Origin of the sequence: Nocardia sp. CA-107356 (assembly GCF_050946365.1) — a bacterium.
Classification (GTDB): domain Bacteria; phylum Actinomycetota; class Actinomycetes; order Mycobacteriales; family Mycobacteriaceae; genus Nocardia.
In genome coordinates, this window is the sequence record NZ_CP191992.1 from 3920326 (window position 1) to 3938710 (window position 18385).

At 61.5% G+C, this 18385-nt stretch carries 15 protein-coding genes and 4 pseudogenes; 5 read left to right on the forward strand and 14 right to left on the reverse strand.

The window, feature by feature from the left end; translation table 11 throughout:
- Positions 1-21: 21 nt before the first annotated feature.
- The 4 genes and pseudogenes from ACQP1G_RS17470 to ACQP1G_RS17485 form a co-directional block, all read right to left on the reverse strand.
- Positions 22-916, reverse strand: a pseudogene (locus ACQP1G_RS17470) (IS5 family transposase).
- 163 nt (positions 917-1079) lie between these two features.
- On the reverse strand, positions 1080-1604 hold the full coding sequence (locus tag ACQP1G_RS17475; protein WP_433205148.1) for a glyoxalase superfamily protein: 525 nt from the start codon (positions 1602-1604) through the stop codon (positions 1080-1082).
- Between the two features lie 464 nt (positions 1605-2068).
- Positions 2069-2197 (reverse strand): hypothetical protein, encoded by a 129-nt coding sequence (locus ACQP1G_RS17480; RefSeq protein WP_433205151.1) that lies wholly within the window; start codon positions 2195-2197, stop codon positions 2069-2071.
- Between the two features lie 132 nt (positions 2198-2329).
- Positions 2330-2623, reverse strand: coding sequence for a hypothetical protein (locus ACQP1G_RS17485; protein ID WP_433205154.1), 294 nt, complete (start codon positions 2621-2623; stop codon positions 2330-2332).
- A gap of 725 nt (positions 2624-3348) precedes the next feature.
- On the opposite strand from ACQP1G_RS17485, the gene ACQP1G_RS17490 reads away from it, so the two are divergent.
- From ACQP1G_RS17490 to ACQP1G_RS17500, 3 genes are all read left to right on the forward strand, one after another.
- Positions 3349-4338: an NAD(P)/FAD-dependent oxidoreductase gene (locus tag ACQP1G_RS17490; protein WP_433205157.1), complete on the forward strand. Its 990-nt coding sequence runs from the start codon at positions 3349-3351 to the stop codon at positions 4336-4338.
- A 428-nt stretch (positions 4339-4766) separates the two neighbouring features.
- Positions 4767-5168 (forward strand): hypothetical protein, encoded by a 402-nt coding sequence (locus ACQP1G_RS17495; RefSeq protein WP_433205160.1) that lies wholly within the window; start codon positions 4767-4769, stop codon positions 5166-5168.
- A gap of 741 nt (positions 5169-5909) precedes the next feature.
- Positions 5910-6737, forward strand: coding sequence for a helix-turn-helix domain-containing protein (locus tag ACQP1G_RS17500; protein ID WP_433205163.1), 828 nt, complete (start codon positions 5910-5912; stop codon positions 6735-6737).
- Positions 6738-7610: 873 nt separating this feature from the next.
- Here ACQP1G_RS17500 and ACQP1G_RS17505 read toward each other — a convergent pair.
- The 5 genes and pseudogenes from ACQP1G_RS17505 to ACQP1G_RS17525 all read right to left on the reverse strand — a co-directional run.
- Positions 7611-7904 carry a hypothetical protein gene (locus ACQP1G_RS17505; protein ID WP_433208604.1) on the reverse strand — a complete coding sequence of 98 codons (294 nt, stop codon included), beginning with the start codon at positions 7902-7904 and terminating at the stop codon, positions 7611-7613.
- 313 nt (positions 7905-8217) lie between these two features.
- A protein-coding gene (locus ACQP1G_RS17510) for an IS3 family transposase (protein ID WP_433191780.1) occupies positions 8218-9476 on the reverse strand; the annotation gives its coding sequence in 2 pieces (ribosomal slippage) (positions 8218-9203 and positions 9203-9476; 1260 coding nt in all).
- Positions 9434-10015, reverse strand: coding sequence for a hypothetical protein (locus tag ACQP1G_RS17515; RefSeq protein WP_433205166.1), 582 nt, complete (start codon positions 10013-10015; stop codon positions 9434-9436). Before ACQP1G_RS17515 ends, ACQP1G_RS17510 begins: the two co-directional genes overlap by 43 nt.
- 530 nt (positions 10016-10545) lie before the next feature.
- Positions 10546-10779: a hypothetical protein gene (locus ACQP1G_RS17520; protein ID WP_433205169.1), complete on the reverse strand. Its 234-nt coding sequence runs from the start codon at positions 10777-10779 to the stop codon at positions 10546-10548.
- Positions 10780-12266: 1487 nt separating this feature from the next.
- Positions 12267-12335: pseudogene (locus ACQP1G_RS17525) on the reverse strand (ATP-binding protein); the annotation flags it as partial.
- A gap of 43 nt (positions 12336-12378) precedes the next feature.
- Here ACQP1G_RS17525 and ACQP1G_RS17530 point away from each other — a divergent pair.
- On the forward strand, positions 12379-12543 hold the full coding sequence (locus ACQP1G_RS17530) for a hypothetical protein (protein WP_433205172.1): 165 nt from the start codon (positions 12379-12381) through the stop codon (positions 12541-12543).
- A gap of 269 nt (positions 12544-12812) precedes the next feature.
- Here the strand turns inward: ACQP1G_RS17530 and ACQP1G_RS17535 are convergent, their stop codons facing one another.
- Positions 12813-13340: a DUF6968 family protein gene (locus tag ACQP1G_RS17535; RefSeq protein ID WP_433205175.1), complete on the reverse strand. Its 528-nt coding sequence runs from the start codon at positions 13338-13340 to the stop codon at positions 12813-12815.
- A gap of 404 nt (positions 13341-13744) precedes the next feature.
- On the opposite strand from ACQP1G_RS17535, the gene ACQP1G_RS17540 reads away from it, so the two are divergent.
- Entirely contained in the window at positions 13745-13879 is a 135-nt protein-coding gene (locus tag ACQP1G_RS17540) for a hypothetical protein (protein ID WP_433205178.1), read from the forward strand.
- A 315-nt stretch (positions 13880-14194) separates the two neighbouring features.
- On the opposite strand, the gene ACQP1G_RS17545 is transcribed toward ACQP1G_RS17540, so the two are convergent.
- The 4 genes and pseudogenes from ACQP1G_RS17545 to ACQP1G_RS17560 all read right to left on the reverse strand — a co-directional run bounded on the left by ACQP1G_RS17545 (position 14195) and on the right by ACQP1G_RS17560 (position 18341).
- Entirely contained in the window at positions 14195-15199 is a 1005-nt protein-coding gene (locus ACQP1G_RS17545) for a hypothetical protein (RefSeq protein ID WP_433205181.1), read from the reverse strand.
- A gap of 136 nt (positions 15200-15335) precedes the next feature.
- A complete protein-coding gene (locus ACQP1G_RS17550; RefSeq protein ID WP_433205184.1) occupies positions 15336-15866 on the reverse strand; it encodes a zeta toxin family protein in 531 nt (176 codons plus the stop codon).
- Positions 15867-16049: 183 nt separating this feature from the next.
- A pseudogene (locus tag ACQP1G_RS17555) lies at positions 16050-17166 on the reverse strand (IS3 family transposase).
- Between the two features lie 69 nt (positions 17167-17235).
- Positions 17236-18341: pseudogene (locus tag ACQP1G_RS17560) on the reverse strand (IS110 family transposase).
- Between the last annotated feature and the right edge of the window lie 44 nt (positions 18342-18385).

An 18385-nucleotide genomic window follows, 5' to 3' on the forward strand; every position in this document is an offset into this window, starting at 1 on the left:
AGGGCGGGTTTGTGCCCGCCCTCAGCCGTGTCGGAGCCATTGGTTGATGGCGGTGATATGGATGGTCGCCTGGTAGCGGGCGGCACAGTCGTATCTGGTTGCCATGGCACGGTTTTCCTTCAGTTGGCCGATGCCGCACTCGACGGCGTGACGCTGCTTGTATCGCTCGGGGTCGAAGGCCGGTGGCCGACCACCGGCGGAGCCTTTGTTCTTGCGGTTGGCGGCCTGGTCAGCCTTGATCGGAATCGTCGCGGTGATCCCGCGTCGACGCAGGTAACGGCGGTTGGCGCGGGAGCTGTAGGCCTTGTCGGCCAGCGCTTCGTCGGGGCGGGTCCGTGGCCTTCCCTTGCCCAGACGCGGCACCGAGATCGCTTCGAGCATCGCAGTGAACTGTGGGCAGTCGGCGCGTCGACCGGCGGTGATCAGCAGTGACAGCACCTTGCGGCCCTGCTCGCAGGCCAGGTGAGTCTTGGTGGTCCAGCCGCCCCGGGAACGCCCGAGCCCATGATCGGCGGGCTCGGTATCGACCCCGCCGGGTGGCTCGGCCTGGGCGCGGCCGTCGTGTTGGGCTCCGGCGGCGTGCCGATGCGCCCGCGCGATGGTGGAGTCCACGCTCACCCGCCAGGTGATGCGGCGGCCGGCATCAGCGAACGCCTGCAACATCTTCCAGATCAACACCCACCACACGTTGCCAGCGGCGGAACAGCCCGTACACCGTCTGCCACGGCCCGTAACACTCCGGCACATCACGCCAGGGTGAGCCCACCCGAGTGCGCCACCGGATCCCGTCGATGAGCTGCCGTTTCGTCCGCTTCGGCGGGCGACCCGCCTTCTTGCCACGAGGCAGCAACGGCTCCAACCGCGCCCACTGCGCGTCGGTCAGATCCGCCCGCCTCGTCACCGCTACCCTGGTCACGAGGTCTCCGGTATTCAGGTTTTTCTTCGTCGCTGAACCATCTACCGGAGACCTCACTCCGTCAGACCACCGACACGCCCACGCAGGCAACGTCATTCGATCTATCCAGTTGGTGGGCGCCACACAGCGGCGCCCACCACCCAAACCACTTTCGAAACAGGGCCTAGTGGGCTGGCGTCTGGCAGAACCTGATGGTGTTGGAGAACGGGTCGATGACCTCCATCGTGGGCCCACCCGGAGAGTCGGCTTCGATCCCCGGACTCATCCGGGGATACCCCGTGGCAACTAACTCCCGCTGCAGCGCTTCGACGTCATCGACAGGCACCCAGATCATCGAACCGGGCGTGCCATCGCCGTGGTGCTCGGACAAGTCGAGGACAAAGCGGCCGCGGCGAAGCCGCATGTAAAGCGGCAGCTCACCTTTGAAGCGGTGTTCCCACTCGATGGAGAAGTGCAGGTAGTCGATATAGAACTCCCGAGCTCGCGCCTCGTCCAAGCTGCGCAGCACGGGGATCGGAGCATCCATGCCGGCTCGCGTGAGGAGTTTGGCAGATGCGGTGTTCCAGTCCTGATAGCCCGCCTGTTGGGCCACGATCTCCAAAGCCCTGGAATGCGTGAGGCCAGTTCCGGGCAACTGGTCACGCAGCACCCGAGCGGCTCGTTTGGCCTCGTCAATGGTCATGTCCATGAATTCACCTACGTAATCCGGTGCCCGTGCTCAATCAGTGCCCGCGTTGCTGAGTTGTCGAGACACCGTTTGTCGCAGATGAGTGGTGACCGAAACGATGTGTTCACCATGCCAAAGTCGGCGCGGGCGGCAGGTCACATCAAAACCTGCGCCGATGCTACTTCACCTGGGATCGAACTTCAACCCCTTCGTGACAGGAGACATCGTCACCATACACAGCGACCTACCTGGGGCCAGTTTTAGTGAAGAAGTCGGGGCCAGAACACTTGGCGAGACGGACCTGCTGCATGACGCGCATCGGCCAGATGTGTTGTAGCCCAATGGCATTGGTGATCCTGGATTGAGAATTGCAATATGCTGCACCCCTGCTCCCTACGTTCTTCCTCGAACCACGTAATCAGAAGTGAACGCACCGATAGGAAGGACATCGACATGGTCGACATCAACGAGTTCCGGCGAGCCACCTACGCCCGGCAATGGCGGTCGATCCTGGCCACCTCGGCACCGGCCACGTCGTCGCCCTCGGCGACCGCGCCCATGACCGACAGCATCAGCTGGTGTCCGTTCCAGCCGCTACCAGCAACTGCGCTCACACCTGGCCGGCGCTCCGCGCCACCGCCGACGGTGGCCACCGTCGCGAAATCCGAACCACTGCGCCGATCCCGGCGACGGGCTACCCAGCGATCGTGGCCGAGACTCGCACCGCCACGGATGACGGTGGTGGCTCAGGCCGTGAACGGCCCGGCGCCAGAACCGGCAACCGAACTGTCGACCAATTGCCGCCCAGGGCCTCTTTGGCGACCTCTTGCATCCAGGTCACATTCAGATAACACCCGAACGAAGGCGGGCAGCATGATGGCGCTGGTAATGCGGCTCATTCCCGAACCGGAGCAATGAAATTCATACCCTGTGTACATGGACCGGATGGTCGGTCCTTTAGTCAGGATCAGCGCGAGAACCAGGCATATCAAGCCGAACGCAACGATAACGGCGAGCACGAACTCAAGCTTCGATTTCATCGGATCCCTCTCATGGTCACGGTGGGCGATAATTTGCCGATGTCACCGTGCGCCACCGATGACGCCGTGTGATACGTCCCGTGATGGAGTTAGCGCGCGGACGGCGTCAATCTCGGCCGAGAGTGTGGTCATCGAACTGCCGCTCGAGGCGTCGAGCCGCACGACACCGACGTGCCTGCCCCTTACTTCCCCGATACTTTGAACGGAGCTTAACGAGACACGAATTCGAGGGAAACCGAAATCTACTTAGCCGGCCATATTTGCCCTGGTCATCGCGATATTATCGCTGTCCGGATCGGACATACTCAGTGGCTAACCATTAGTTCATCAGAATCCTGAACGAGCGAACCGCAACGCAGGCAGCACCAACCATCGTCAGACACATGTAATCGTTCGCGCCTTGCCCGTCCGGTCCGGACAGACATTTTTATGCCTGTCCCACACAAAATGTCATCTATGACCCTCGTCATAATAGGCCCTCCCCCTATGCGTTGGAATAAGATCTCTCCAGCTCGTCACAGTAGAACGCGTTCAACTATCGGAGGAGTCTATTACTTACAGGATGCATTCCAAGGAAGCGCTGATCCTACGCATTGAAGAACTCAGGGGACCTTAATTATGGGATTTACGGACGGCGACTTGGTCATTGCCGGCGGCGGGCCGGCGGGTTGACCGCCGCACTTTCTTTGGCCCGCCGAGCCCCCGAGCTTCGACATCGAACCATCGTGCTCGAAGCGGCTCGATATCCGCGGGAGAAATATTGCGCAGGCGCGGTCGGAGGCTGGGGAGAACGCATTCTTCGCAAGCTGGACGCTTCTCCCGACGTTCCATCCGCGCAGATTGACGGCATATCGATTCGCGTCGGCGCGGGTGAGATCTCGGCTTACGTCGGAGGAATCGGGCGCGTCGTCCGGCGGATGGAATTCGACGCGGTGCTCGCCAGCCTGGCACGCGAGACCGGTGTAACGGTCGTGGAGGACATGCGCGTCACGTCGATCTCGCGCCAAAAGCACGGAGCACACGTGGAGACCTCGCGCGGTACCCTCGATGCCGCAGTGGTGGTCGGCGCCGACGGCGTGGGCAGTGTCGTGCGCCGGTTGATGGAGCTCACACGAGACATGTTTCGAGCACAGGTATTGGAAGTGGACACCGAGCCGATTGCGGGTGATCGCGATCGCGGCTTCATCCATTTCGACGGCTCCGACCGGAGCTACCCCGGCTACAGCTGGGACTTCCCTACCGAAGTCGGTGGTGAGCCTATGGTCTCTCGCGGGATCTATCGCCTCCGCATGGGTGACGAGCAGGTCGACTTGACGGCCGTTTTGGGTAAGCGGCTCGCCGCGATGAGGCTCGACCTCGCGCGCTATAAGAAGAAGCGGTATGCCGAACGGGGATGCGAACCCACGGGCACGTTCTCGCAAGGCGCGCTGATGCTGATCGGCGAGGCGGCGGGCATCGATCCCATCACCGGCGAGGGCATTGCCCAAGCAATCGAGTACGGGGATCTGGCGGCACAGTTCCTCGTGCGTCACCTTGAGCACGACACCTCGTTGTCGATGTGGAGGAGAACACTTCGCTGTTCGCGATGGGGGCGTGATCCGCGCGTGAGAGGCCGAGGGGTGACAGCGTTCTATGCGAACTCGAGGTCACACATGGAGCGACCCCTATGCCAGCTACTTGGGGTGTCAGCACTTCGGAGGTATCCCCATCGATAGTGGACGCCTCGCACGACTGGTCCTCGGCGGCGGCGCTGCGGTAGTTGCCGACCGTGCCGCTGCGGTCTTGGGCCGAACATCGGCTCATGCGGATCCGGACCGTGCATAGTCGGATATGGGTTCGCACGCACTCCGACGGAACGGGGAGATTCACAGCCCTGAATTCGGTCAAGCTGCCGCGGGTTGTGTGGTTGTTGATTGGGGTCGATACCATACCGGGCACCGAACGATGGTCTGGTGTGAACTCGGATCACCTGCAACATTCTGACATCGCCGCAGGTCTGTCGAGCGGTCGATAGACATAACGCACTCGATTGACGCCGATGGACTGAGGAGTGGCTTGCACCGTAACAAGGAGCTATTCATGGACGTGTCATCGCCGCAGTCGCTCAAGGCGGCGACGCCAGGTGATCGCAGAGCCTCATACCATGGCCGAGGCGATGACGGTTCGACCGTTGATTCTCACTTTCGCACGATATCGACTGGGGACTGCCCCTGGTCGGTCAAATTCAACTGAACACGAGGCAGTCTCTTTCGCTGACCGTGCCGTCCTGGTGCACGATCGCTGGATTGAGCAAGAAATCCCGTTGATCAGCAGTGCCGTTGGTGATCCGGTCGAGGCCGCGGCGGTTGTTGGACTAATGGCAGTGCTCGGGATACGCGGTGTGTTGTGCGGAGCGACTGGCGCGGTGCACGCCTTACGCGGGCAGCAAGCCATCACGATGATCACCGGCGGCAAGATCGACCGGGGCGTAGTGGACTCATGTCGAGCCGCTCCAAATCATGTCCGGTTCGGACATCGAATTCACCACCCAGAGCAGGACTTTTGACACGATAACGATGTCCACTGGTTGCCTGTCGCGCATCGGTCACTCAACATCATTTCGGCCGATTGACCGTCAGAGAGGAATCAGATGTCCAAGACAGCCTAGGCGGAAGGTGTTCGAGAGTTCGTGTGTGGACAGTCATCCGCATGCGGCCCTTGTTCTCACGCGACGAAGATTGGTGCGTTCGTCAGCACTGCAATGAATTTGGTGTGCGATAGGCGCACATCGCAAACGGAAGGACCAAATATGGCCGGCATCCTGAACTTACTCAACAGTGGCTCCGCTCTCGCCGCGAACGGCACCGCGGCGCTGGGTAACGTCATCAACATCGTCCTGTCGCTGCTGCCGCATCCCTGATCCAAGGCTGTCCGGGGACGGCTCCGCGGCGGTCCTGTGTCGGGCAAATGGGCCGCCGCGCCCGCACGACCGCGAACTCCGCGAACTCGGCGAGGCGCTCGATGAGCGCATTGCCGGTTCCGCTCAGTTACCTCACCTGCGCAAACTCCAGCAAACAACAACGCCGATTGTTAGTGAGATTTATCGGCACATCTCCCGGAATCACCTGTTTATTCGGTAGACAGCACGCGATCGGTACGCGGGAGGCGAATCTGCCGCAATCGGGTGGCGTATTCAATGTTGCCGGATGGAATGAGTCGTGGTAGTCCTAGATCGTCTCGGGGGCAACTCTTTATCGTATCTGTCGGCGATAGCGCGGCGGAAGACACCCATGGGAGGGGGCGTCAAATGAGCACGAATTCAGGGCATGGACCGGATGGAACCGGACCACGCCGACGGGACGTAGGGGCGCCGCCCCAAGCGCAGATGCCGGACTTCTTCGACTGGGTTCGGGATGTGCGGAGGCATCGAGGCCTCACCCAGGAGCAGGCGGCGCAGCGCGCCAAGATCAGCCTTTCCTACCTCAGAACGATCGAGAACCAGCGGTTCTCACCCGATCGGACGGTTGTTCACTGCATCAGCAACGCCTACCAACTCGACGACATGCAGCAACGACATCTCCTCGAACTGTGGGCACCCGCAGTCGATCTCGCTCATCTGGACGCACTCCGAACCCGCCTGATCACCTCGGGGGAACTCGATGTCCTGGACTATCACGAACGCACTGGCGTACGAGCGATATTCATCGACCACATCTGGGATGTCCTGGCCGCCAACCCATCCGCGTTGCATACCTTCCCTGGACTCCATCAGGGTGGCGGTAACGTCCTGAGCTGGTATTTCAGTCCCGCAGCTCAGGAAGTGGTCGTCGAATGGAACCGCGAAGCGCCCCATATCGTCGCCACCGCGCGTGCGGTACTGGGACGTCACCGCAAATCCCCCCGAGCTACACAACTCCTCGAGCGATTGCGCCAGAACCCCGACTTCAACCAGCACTGGGAGAACACGATGGCAGTCGCCTACAGCCGTCCGCCCGGCGTCCTCTTGCACTGGCGGGAACCGACGACCGGCGAACCGTTCTCGATGAGTGTGCAAACCAGCGACCACTTCGGCGCGGCGGACATCTTCCTCTCCTGCGGTTTCCCACGAGAATATTCCGGACCACCGATCTCGTAGAGCCCAAAACTCTTGGGACACGAGCGCTTTTCAACCTCCACATGACGAGTACCTTCAATGACGACCAGCAACAGAACGGTGCTGACAGTCCTATCGGCCCGTCAGCACCGTTCAACACCCGTGATCTTCTCGACTTAACACAGAGCCCCGTATCAGACGCCCAGTTGTCTGCGCGCGATCATTAGGCCTATCTGCGGCAACCACAGACCAACACGACGGCAACGACGTCTGCGCATCAACGAAAGGTCTTGCTGTGGAACCGAATACACCATCAATCCAACATGATCCTGGCATCGCTACTCGGCAACGGCCTATCCAGGGGGCTGAATCTTTTCGAGATCATCCACCGAAACGCCGGATACCAGCAGCGGCGTTTGCGCAGCAGACCTCACCGCGGCGTAACACCGTCGGGAGGGGACCTGCTCATGGACATCGACATCTCATGCCCTACCTGTGGCCGGATCGACTGGGTCCAGAGCGTCTCTGCTATCCGTGCTATGGGAGTCCAAACCGTCTACAGCGCGGACCATTACACCGGCGTCGGCATCGCATCATCGGGCGTGGTACCGGTATTCGGATCGGCGACGATCGAGCAAACCCACACCACTGATCTCGCGCGGAGCTCTGGTGCCCGAACCCAGCCAGCGTCCCACCGGACGTCTGGATCAAGGCCATCCCGCTTCTTGTCACGGCCCTTGCCGTCGTCGCGGCGTTCCGTGAGCCGAACCGGGACGTCTCCTTGCCCTGGTTCGCGTTATCCGCGGTTTTCTTCCTCGCCGCCATGGGTGCGCCGTCGGCATTGGCGATGGCAATAGCGATCAAGCTCCAAAGGACTGCCGAGTGTCGTCGTCCGCACTCGCGGCGAAAAACCGCTCAATTCGGTCGATGATTATCAGGCGCTGAGCGGTGGGTTGCCCTCCGGCACGGCTGACGAACTCGACAAGTTGGAGACCATCCGTAAGGGATTCCAACGGATCCGCACCGAGTACGACGGTCCCCACGCCCACGACGCGCCTCCAGGATAGGAACCAAGCCGGCCTGGAGCAACGAGGTCTTGCCTACGCCGGTTGCACCACTCAACGCAACGATCCGTTCGCGCCCGCGATATGACTGACCAGTGTAGGTACTCGCCGGACTTTGCGGCCATGGCTGCGACGAACTGAGGATTCGCTGAGATTTCTTTCATCGACTCTGCGCCAGGCTTCCTCTCGGACGTTGCGCTTTCCCGTGCAGCGCCAGCTTCTTCGGCGCCGCAACTGAGCTGAGGGAATCGAGCAGGCATGCGCCTGTCATCCGCACCAACGATCCGGCGATCGCCGTCGGATCGAGCGCCGCTATGCCCCATGCGAGTTCGGCGCCACACCGCACCGGAGCTCGCCTGGTCACGTCGGTGTACCAGGAGACGATCGGGAGATGCGTGACACGCAGCAACCACCACGACGGTGGGTCGACCTGAACCGCCCCGACTTTCCGGCCGGCTTCATGGTTGAGTTACCACCGGCTGGGATGGCTGTTGTCGAGCGTAATAGGCGGTCTCGTACTCGGCGGGTGGGACGTGCCCGAGCAGGCTGTGCAACCGCCGATTGTTGTACCAGTCGACCCATTCCATCGTCGCGTACTCGACGTCGTCGAGGGACCGCAACGGCCCAGCGAGAAACGGACTATCCCCGGCGACGGCTTCGGTTTTGAACAATCCGATCGTGGACTCGGCCAGGGCATTGTCATAGGCATCGCCTACACTGCCGATCGAGGCCGAGATGCCTTCGGTGACAAGTGTTTCCGCGAAGGCTATCGCAGTATATTGCGACCCGGCGTCGCTGTGATGTATCAACCCTTCGGGCACAGCGTGACCGTCGTGGTCTCGTCGCCACAGCGCCATCTTCAGCGCGGCTGCAACCATCGCGGTGTCCTTGATCGTGGCCGCCTGCCAGCCCACGATGGAGCGGGAGAAGCAGTCGATGACGAACGCCACATATACGAACCCGGTCCAGGTGGGCACGTAAGTAAAATCGGTGACCCACTTGCGATTTGGCTCGGGCGCGGTGAAGTCGCGGTCGAGAAGGTCCGGGGCTCGGCGATGCCCGGCGCCTTTCCCTGCGATTGTGGTGCGGTGTTTGCCACCGCGGACCACGCCCGACAGGCCTTCGTCACGCATGAGCCGGTCGACGGTGCCGATCCCGACCCTGTGGCCCTGACGACGCAGAAACGGGGTCATCTTGCGGCGCCCATACAATCCTTCGGGAGTGCCGACGGTGGCCAGCAGCGCGTCGGTCAGCAGCGCGTCGGTTACCGTCCGCGCCGACGCAGGCGCGGTCTTCCAGTTCCGATAGGTGCGTCCGGCGACCTGCACGCCCTGCTCGGTGAGCACGCGACAGATCGGATCGACCCGGTAACCCACAGCACGCATCTGATCGATGAACTCACAGATCAACGGCGGCGCGGGTCGATCTCCCGCGCGAAGAAAATCGAGGCCGCTTTCAGAATCTCGTTGGCCTCCTTCAGATCTCGGACTTCTCGTTCGAGCTCCTTGATCCGCACCTGCTCGGCGCTCGTCACCCCGGGAGCCTTCCCGGTGTCGATCTGGGCCTGCTTCACCCAGACACGCAGGGTCTCGGCGTGGATGCCGAGCTTCGGAGCGAGCGCCTGGCAGGCGGCATACGCCGACGGATACCCGTCGAGTCGCTCCAGCACCATCTTCACCGCACGCTCACGCTGCTCGATCGGATAACGCTTGGGCATGGCCCACATCCTTCACAAAGAAGGAAGCGGCCAGAAAGTCGGGGCGGTTCAACCATCCATGATCGATACATGCTCGACAACAGATACCAACGGAATTGCACTTCGTCATGCTTGATCCCCAAAGCCTCCGCTTGTCCGCGCCCGTATTCCGTTGCCACATGCTCGGCGTGTGCCCACGCCGAATCATGGTCATCGCGGTTCGTGTGTTGCCAATGAGGATCTGTACGTAGCCGATTCAGATACTCGGTCCAGGCCAGCACAGCCGGATTGCCGCTGGTATCGCCCGTCGCATCCGACATCGCGCAGACGCTATGCACAACGGCTGCCAGCACATGCGAGTCGACCACAGAGATCCAGGTACCAGGTTGTCCCCAGCCGCGGAGATCGAAGAATTCGAGGGTAGATTCAATAGCGGCGAATGGTGGCCGACAGTCCGGAATTTCCTGCCGCACCTTGACTTGTACATATTGCATTAGTCGCCCCCTCTCCGCCATGGTCATCTGCTCGATTTCAGTCGCAGAGATGTCTGACAAGCGCATTTCGATCACCTCGGTGGTAGGGACGACGTGTCGGTCCAACACGGCCGTTTGGTGGACATGCCATCGCATTCGCATAGACTTTGCGCGAGCGCAAGATCGGCGCGACATTGGCGAGAAAACGCAATCAAACATGAGAACCTGCAGGTTCTCGTTCTTGTTTGCGGTCCCGTGCGCGATGAACTGGTCGGATCATGTGGATTCTCATCGGTTTTGCGTCGGCGGTATCCCGCCATGAGAACGACCAGTACCGGGAGTAGCGCCTCGAATCGAGGCGGCACATTTCTCCCCGCTTTCCAATCGCTGATCCGCTGCGCCGTCACGAATACCGGGCGATCAGAGCTTTTCGGAGTGCGGGCACGGTTACGCGGCTGCTCGGCGAGCATCCGAAGCGGGGGACTGCCACCCGCCGAGTAGAGCGCACCGAATCGCACCGCAAACTCTCGGCGCGGCATTGGTGGCTGTCCTACTCCACGAACCCTACTTGTACGAACTGTATCCATCTCAATACCCTTGCGAGATTCACCCTAGCGTCAGCGGGCGATTGGCCCGATTCTTATGCTTCCTGACGACTGCTCGATGCCTTTCAGCCCCTCAACAACTTCCTTACTGTCAATTGATGCTTCAACCGTCGGATCGACCCTGTCGATCATCGCATTGCGGGCAAATTGCCGGACACATCTTGAGCGACCAGTGGCATTAACCTTTTTCCTCGCAGTAATCCCACTGACAGAATATTCATTGGCCCGGTTAGCATCCACATTCACGAGCCTTAGAACTACACCTTGCAGAAGCAGCCCACCGCTATCAGCCGCGCTGTCGCCTGCTTGCTACAAAGACTCTTCGTAGTGTCCTGATTGCGATAAGCCGCAATGTACGGATGCCGACATGTTGCGATGCCTTCGGCTCAACATCCAGCATGGTGATAGTTCCGTCCATGTGGTGCTAGCTGTACGCATCGGCACGCGCGCTCGACATACCGACAGACACGCACTTATGGCGCACCAGATTTCCTATTCGCATTCATGGTTTCCGCAATATCTCGAACTCGACCTGATCCAGCCGATTCCATCCCCCCTAACCTTAAGTCAGGCGCCGAATGTTACTCCAGCGGGATCCTCCCCACCAATGAGAGTGGGCAACGATTTCAGCATCGCCGCAGATCATCCCGCCTGTATCGGGTGTACGGACCGGACGCTGCAACCATAAGGGGTATGGCTACCGATTCATGTAGCTCACTTGGCTGGAACGAACGGTCGGTTGATCGTGGAGAACTTCAGTTAGGGGTGCCTGCGGCGTACGCTGGTCGTATGCCGTTGAATCCCAAGGATTTTCCCGATCTGACCCGTGGATCGATGGCCGGAATTCCCAATCCAATAACAAGGGTCTGTCGGTGCCGCAACAGGTGAAGTCAGGGCGCGGGGAGTGCGCGCGGTTCGGGTGGGAGAACCTGCGTGTTACCGCTGATACCGATATCGGCGCTACACGGCACACGGCCTGCAGCGCCCCGGCTACAAGGATCTGGTAGCCGGTCTGGCCGAGCCCGCGCCGGAGGGCAAGCGGTGGGTGCTGGTGACGTGGTCCTCGTTGCGGGCGAATCGTCAGTTGCTGGATTTCGCGTTATTGCTGGAGATGTGCGCGAAGTTGGTGTGTTCTGGTATTCGGGCGGGCAGCTCTATGACATGGAATAGTCCGCGGGATCGCCGGATTCTGGCGCAAGAAGCGGTCGACAACGAGTTTCAGCCCGAACAGAATCGTTTCGATTCGATGCAGTAGTTCAAACAGAAGTTTCTCGACGGTAAGCCGCATGGGAAAGAGGCGTTCGGGTATCGCATCGTCTACAAGCGCGGCAAGGCCCCGAGGATCGCGGCCAGAAAAACAACGCTGGTGAGGGCCGTGCCTGCACCGAGGCCGTGGTCGGCGGTGGGGGAGGCGGACCAGTCGCCGAGGTTCGCTCCGAGCAGGCGAGGGCGAATTCTTCGGAAGCGGGGTCGGCGGTGATTTCGTCGTTGTCGGCGTCGTAGTCGTAGAGTTCGGCGTAACGGCCCCAGTCGATGAGGGTCGACACTGGTGACCTCGCGTAATCAACTGTCGACTTATCTATACGCAGCGGTTCGTGGTCGGGGTTCGCTACCCCGTAACGTCCCGCAGGTGACCGGGCGGGGTGACTCGTCAACTGTCTGTCGCCGGTGTGGCTGACTTGCTCGCGATATGTCCACCGCCTGGTCTCCGTTCACGGTCTGACTCGACAGACGCGCAGGCGGTAGGACTCGCCGTCGAGGTTGATCACGACCGACCGGTGCAGCAACCTGTCCAGCCGCGCCCGCGGCAAGAACATCGGCGTCGTCGCCGTCACCGACGACGCCATGCTCACCCTCGCCCTCCACCTGCGCGAGCAGAACCACAGCCTGCGCGACATCGCCGCGCGCCTGGTTATCACCAAGGGCAAGAAGAAAGGCCGGCACCCATCACCGGCCACCGTCCTGCGCATGCTCCGCGAGCACGACGAGCTGGCCACCGCGCAGGCATAGGCGCACAGCCACTGACCAGGCGCTACACGGGCTCGCTACCGGACACCCGGCTCAAGATCATCTCGTTGCCGGTTTCTGGCTTACCTTGGCCAACCCCGCAACACTTCCAGGCCGACACCGATCCGCCGCACGTCGCCACAGCGGACGGTCGGGCGTCGAATAGTCTGGGACCGGAAGAGGAACACGTTGGCCATCGAGACAGAGACAGGCATTCCGTTGTGTGAAGCGGGCGGTTGATATCGCGGGTCATGCAGCGAGGACTCGGGTAGCTACTCCGTTCCTTTGTTGAGTGAATCCATTTTATGCATCAAATCAGCCGCGTCCGCCGGTCCCAGGACAGCCGCGAGTTCTTCTTCTGTGATCCGCTCAATCATGATATTTCCATCGGGTTGCGTTGTCGGCATCATCAAGTTCTCACTTCCGAAATGAGTCAGATGAACACCCGCATTATTGAGCTGGTCACCAGCGATTCGCAAAGCTTGAATCAATGCGAACATCGAGTCCTCACCCGGAGCCCACACCACCACAGGTTCCTGCTTCAGGCCGGTGATTCGCAGCCCACACATCCAGCGAGCCGGGCGATTATCAGGCATTCTCCGTGGAGCCCCGATCTCAACCAGGATGCGGCCCGTATCGCTCTCCAACTCACGTGCAGCCATCGGATCCCCGATGTCGCTGCCCATGCCGAGGTTAGACATGGTCTCCTTGTCGCTGTCAGCGGCTTTGTCGGCCGATTGTGGCCGTTGGCAGATCGTACCGGCCGAGTGTAGCCCCTGATAGATCGAAATGTGCGGCATCGGGTCGGCAGGTCCGTGAAACACAGTCCGCATACCATTGCTGAGCTGCCTCACGGCATTTCGCCATAACTTTGGTACCTTCCTTTGTTGTATATGAGCGTACATTCGTAATTCAGTTTACGAAACCCGTCGTCGCAGTAATCCTCAGCTCAACTGACTCCACTGTCGCCGACGAAAGCTGCGACAGCCAGCGCTATTGCAACGAAGGTTATCCGAAATTTGCGCACAACAATCCCCATATCGTTGAGTTGAGATCGAAACTACTCGCGTCTCTCGGGCCGCTTACGGTGGCCGTAATTTCTCATTCTACCCGGTGGATCTATAAACTTTGGAGAACGCGTTTATAAAATACATGACAAATTCGCAGCTACCTGTCGGGCCCTGTCTGGCGGCCCGAGGGGCCGTTGCTAGGCGAGCCGGAGGCCGGAACAGGTCCGCGGGCATCGTTGGCGCTGCTGGTCGCCGGAAAGCTGGTCGAGCACGACACCTTCGGTGAGGTCGAGCGGTGGACTCGCACTATCGACAGCGGCAGGGTATGACGATCCTACGGGCTGTCCGGCCGGATGCCCCGCTGATCAGTCGTCACGGCGGTCCGGGTCACGCAGCGGCCAGCCTCAACCCCCGACACCACCTGGGGACCGGCCGTAGCCAGGTCCCGGCTCGGCGGTTCGTACGGCAACGGCGGCGGCGTGCGTAGATGGTCGGGTTCGGCGGTGCGTCGGTCGCGACTGCCGCGTCCCGAGGGTGGCCGAAGCGGTCCCGCCGCGATTTCGGCGGCGCGTTTAGCGGGGGTGAGCACGGCACAGCGCTGCTGCTCGGCGATCTACTGTCCGTCGGTGAGCCGGTCCAATCGGTTACGGCTGAGCTGGCCGGACTTCGCTTGCCTTGCGGTACTTTCCGTGTCGACCTTCGCTGATGAGCCATGTCACCGGCGAGCCCGGCGTGATGCGTTGCACGTCGCCCTGGTAATGCCAGATGGAGAACCATACGTCGTCGCCGGAGTGGCTGGCGATGAGGCCGTCGTAGCTGTGGGGCAGCCACCATCGGACCACGCCGTCGAGGTTCGGATCAGGATCCTTCGCCGCCTTGACCTGCCCGTACGGTATCAAGCCGCCCGGCCCGTGCCACCCGTCGTAGGTTGGGAGCAACGGCTGGTCCCCACCCTCGGGGTCGGCAGGCCAGACCTTTCCGCTGCGGGAAAGGACATCGTCGTGAATGCGCCGGGCGAGTTCGCACGCCACACCGCTGGGGGTGTGCTCGCCGGGGGTACAGCCAACCAGGACGTTCAAGGCCGGGATGGTGAATTCGATCCACCATGACGGTGGGGAAGGTTGTCGGCGGAGACGCTCGGGGATCGTCTCGTCGATGTGTACCTCCAAACCGAGAGCCGACTCGATGTCGCTCGCCAGCAGGTCGGCGCCGCGCCTCGATATCTCCTGATCCATGTAGCTATCCTGCCGAATAGGGGACCGTGCAACGGTTGATGGGATCACGTAGAGGACTTTGCCGGCGGCGTGCGAGGCGATTACATGGATTTCGTCCCCTGACTCGTAAACGTAATGCCCCATTTGATACCGGGGGATCGTGATGTGCAGGTTGTCCTCCTTCTGGATCGTATCCGTCAGGATGGACTTGCCGTTGACCAATACCTGGTAGTCATACCTACCGGGGATGTCGGCGATGTTGTTGAGGAACATGGCCCATGCAACGTTGCTGATGGAGTCCCCATCCGCCGGCCTGGTGTCGACTTCGACTCTGCCCCATTGAGTCGTGACCCTGTAATTGGTGCACGGCTGATACGAAGCTTGTGCGGTACCGGAGGCCAGCACGCTCGTGATCAAAGCGATCGTCAAGGTCACTGCGAAGAGAAGCGTTCGACCGAATCTGCCCGCCGGCCTCGACGTGGCTGCCCGGATCCGGTCAGCGCCGCGGTCAGTCGGAAAAACCGATGTCGCATACTTCTTTCCGCGATGGCGAGTGCGGTCGTGGGTCCATTCACTGAATCCGGCAGAGCGGCCGAGAAGAGTCGCCTGCGCGGGCAGACCCGACCGTGCGGAAAAGGTTCATGACGTGTTCCCCCGTATTCTGAACTGTGAACAGCTGCAGCGCAGTTCCGGACCCTCGCAGACCCGAAACTTGTTTTGTCACAGGGCTTGACGGCAGCTGCGGCTGATTGGTTCCCAGTTTCGGAGAATCTTTTTCCGTGGTGAGCACGTTGAGGTAGCGGTCGGTAACTTCCGGACGCAGTCCGGTTTCGGCGATGACGTTCGCGCCCATGTCTGTGAGATAGTCGAAAGTCATCTCGAACCATCTGCGGGCATCCGCCAGGACGATCGCGTCCTCGTCCTGCCGTGAGTTGTGTGCTTTGATTTCCTCGTATCCCGGGTAGAACGAGCGGAATGCGTCCGCGTCGAATGTCACAGGTTTCTGATCCGATGGGTATTCATCACCGATTACACGGGCGAGAGTGCTTTTACCCGCGCCTGGTTGAGCGGTCAATCGGAACCTATTCTGCTTACTCAGCACAGCACACCTCCTTGCCGATCATGACCACTTCCTCTCTGCCGGTGCGGCTTTCCGCAAACCATAGCTTCTCACCGTTCGACGTGTGTCGGAGTCGGCTCGAAGGTCGCTGCTCTCATGCTCGGCCGGATCGTCCGCCGCTGGGGCTGACGGGACCCCAGAGTTCGGTCCAAGTGTGAGAGCCGGTTATCGGTGGATGCAGACTGCAGCGTATCCGGCTGAGGTTTGGTAGCCCAGTGCGGAATGTCTTCGGCGGTGGTTGCATTCGTTCTTCCAGTCGCTGATCACGACGCGGGCCTGGGTGAGGGATCAGAAGCTGTTGCGCTTGAGGCATTCGTCGCGCAGGCGGAGCGTTGAACGATTCGATGTAGCCGTTTCGCCAGGGCTGGCCGGGTGGGATGAACGCCAGACCGACCCGCTCACCGGCTCAGTCGGCTATAGCCGCGCAGGCCAGTTCGGGTCCGTTGTCGCAGCGCAGGACTGCGGGATAGCCGCGGTCGACGGCAATCCGGTCGAGCTCGTCGATGAGCGATCGGCGGTGATCGAGCGTTCGACCAGACCACCGAGGCATTCATGGGTGTGCTCGTCGACGATCGAGACGATCTTGACCGGGCGCCCACCTTCGGTGGCATCGAACTGAAAGTCGTTCGCCCACATGAGGTTCGGTGCATCTGCGGTGGTGGTGGTGACTGTGGAGGCACCGATTCGTTTGCGTCGCCGCCGCTGTGGCACCCGCAGTCCTTCCTCGCGCCACAGGCGTTGGATCTTCTTGTGGTTGACCGTCCAGCCCTCGGCGCGAGCATCGTGATAGGCGCGGCGGAAACCCTGTCGTGGATGGGCGCGGGCCCAGTCACGTAACCAATTGCGAAGCGCCGCATCGGGATCTGCGGCGGTCTGTGCGGGCAGGGCTCGGCGTTGGGTACTTCGGCGCTGCCCGGTCACCCGGCAGGCAAACCGTTCGCTGACTTGCAGCACGCGCATCAAGTGCGCCACGGCCGCCCGCCTGGCGTTCCGGGTTCAGAAGTTTCCAGTCATTGGCGATCTCCTTCAATGCGGCCTTCTCCAGCTCCGCCTCCGCGAGAAGCGGTTTCAGGGTGGAGTTTTCGCGTTCGAGGTCCTTGAGTCGCTTGGCGTCGTCGGCCTTGAGACCACCGAACTGGTTGCGCCATCGGTAGTAGGTGGCTTCGGTGATCTGCAGGGCACGGCACACATCGGCGACCTCTTTGCCCTCGCCCAGCAGTCGATCGGCCTCGGCCAGCTTGCGCACGACCTGCTCAGGGGTATGCCTCTTGCGTGTCGCCAAGGCTATCGAGCCTTCCTGCCCGCCACGCGGGCTGCAAGGCTCTCACACGCCCTCACCGAAATCACGGGGTCAGGTCAGAGCGACCTTGGCGATTCGCGCTATGGTTTGAAAGGCATCCCGTTGCTCCTGCCAGGATCGGTCTGTGAGGATCCGGAAGAGTTGCCTGGAGATGTAGCGTTTCAGGCTGCGCATGATTTCCTTGGTCGTGCGGCCCTGGGCTCGTCGGCGGGTGACGTAGGCGCGGGTGGCGGGATCGATGCGCATCCGCACGATAACGATGGTTGTTAGTGCTCGGTTCAGGTGGCGGTCGCCGCCGCGGTTGAGCCTGTGGCGCACGGTGTTTCCCGATGATGCTGGGACCGGGCAGGTTCCGGCGAGGGCTGCGAAGGCAGCCTCGGACCGTACTCGCCCTGGATGCGACCAGGCGATCAGACGGAGGCGGCGACGACGGCCCCGACGCCGGGCGTCGCGGTCAGGTCCGGTGCGGTGGTTTCGAGGAGCGTATCGAGGGTTTTGCGGTTGTCGCGCAGCTCGATGTCCAGCGCCCTGATCCCGGTGGCCAGCCGTACCGCCTCGGCCCGGCAGGTTCGGGTGGCGGCATCGTCGCAGGGGCGTGTACGCCAAGCCGCCATGATTTCGATCTGCTTGCCTGTCAACGGTTTCCGTGCGTCGATACCGAGCTCCACGGTACGAACCAGTGCGGTCAACGCATTGATGGTGCGGGTACGTTCGCTGGTCATCTGTTCGCGTGCGATCAGGAGAACACGCATCGCGACTCGGGGCCCGCCATCGCGCGGTCGGCGCAGTCGACTGACGTCGACCGGCAACACCGATCTGGCTATGCGGACGGCGTCGAGCTTGTCGGTCTTGCCGGTGCCGCGCCGATCGGCGGCCGCCATCGCGGAGGGCTCCACCACAGGCAGCCCCGCTGCGAGGAGGCGCGTGGCAAGGCCGGCGCCGTACGAGCCGATGCCCTCGATGACCACAAGGGTGGTGTGTTCACCGGCCCGACGTGTGATCCATGTTCGGGCCCGATCCGATCCGGCCGCGCTGGCCGGGAAGCTCGCTTCGTCGACTGCAGCGCCGGTCGAGTCGGTGACGACCGATATTGCGTGGTTTGCGGGGTGCGTGTCGACACCGATGACAAGTTCGTACTGCTCTGCGACGATCGACATTGACGGCGGAAGTCCTTCCGATGGGCGACGTCGTTGGGGGACAC

What these genes read in the sequence shown, in the direction of transcription:
- ACQP1G_RS17515 (WP_433205166.1), bottom strand. Translation starts at nt 10,015, where the DNA reads ATGCGCTTGTCAGACATCTCTGCGACTGAAATCGAGCAGATGACCATG.
- ACQP1G_RS17485 (WP_433205154.1), bottom strand. Translation starts at nt 2,623, where the DNA reads ATGAAATCGAAGCTTGAGTTCGTGCTCGCCGTTATCGTTGCGTTCGGC.
- ACQP1G_RS17500 (WP_433205163.1), top strand. Translation starts at nt 5,910, where the DNA reads ATGAGCACGAATTCAGGGCATGGACCGGATGGAACCGGACCACGCCGA.
- ACQP1G_RS17495 (WP_433205160.1), top strand. Translation starts at nt 4,767, where the DNA reads ATGGCCGAGGCGATGACGGTTCGACCGTTGATTCTCACTTTCGCACGA.
- ACQP1G_RS17475 (WP_433205148.1), bottom strand. Translation starts at nt 1,604, where the DNA reads ATGGACATGACCATTGACGAGGCCAAACGAGCCGCTCGGGTGCTGCGT.
- ACQP1G_RS17530 (WP_433205172.1), top strand. Translation starts at nt 12,379, where the DNA reads ATGCTCACCCTCGCCCTCCACCTGCGCGAGCAGAACCACAGCCTGCGC.
- ACQP1G_RS17535 (WP_433205175.1), bottom strand. Translation starts at nt 13,340, where the DNA reads ATGCCGCACATTTCGATCTATCAGGGGCTACACTCGGCCGGTACGATC.